This window comes from Mesorhizobium sp. M5C.F.Ca.ET.164.01.1.1 (genome assembly GCF_004792125.1).
Taxonomy (GTDB): domain Bacteria; phylum Pseudomonadota; class Alphaproteobacteria; order Rhizobiales; family Rhizobiaceae; genus Mesorhizobium; species Mesorhizobium wenxiniae.
Map to the genome: position 1 here is coordinate 1 of NZ_SRTG01000189.1, position 382 is coordinate 382.

Consider the following 382-nt stretch of genomic DNA (forward strand, 5'->3'; position numbering starts at 1 on the left):
TCGCATCGGCAACCGCCTGGTCTATGGCTTCGGCGTCGCGGTTGTCGGCCTTGATCGCGATCGCGCGACCGCCCTTGGTCTCTATCTCGGCGACGACCGGGCGGGCCTGGTCCTCGCCATGCACATAGGTCAGCGCGACATCGGCCCCCTCCGCCGCGAGCCTTCGCGCGATTGCCGCGCCGATGCCGCGGCTGCCTCCGGTGACGAGTGCCGCCTTGCCGTTCAAATTCCTGGATGCCATCGGTTTCTCCATTTATGTAGTGATTGATACATAAATATCTGCCAGCCTTGCCTGATTGCGTCAACTCATTTATGTTTCGATCAACACAGAAATGAACGTCATGTCGGAAAGAGGCCGTCCCCGCACCTTCGATCGAAACGC

The 382-nt window shown here is 59.9% G+C and carries 1 protein-coding gene; it reads right to left on the reverse strand.

Annotated elements, in window-relative coordinates; all coding sequences use genetic code 11:
- On the reverse strand, positions 1-241 hold a 241-nt coding region (locus EN807_RS33060; protein ID WP_135937982.1), incomplete at its 3' end, for an SDR family NAD(P)-dependent oxidoreductase.
- Positions 242-382: the final 141 nt, after the last annotated feature.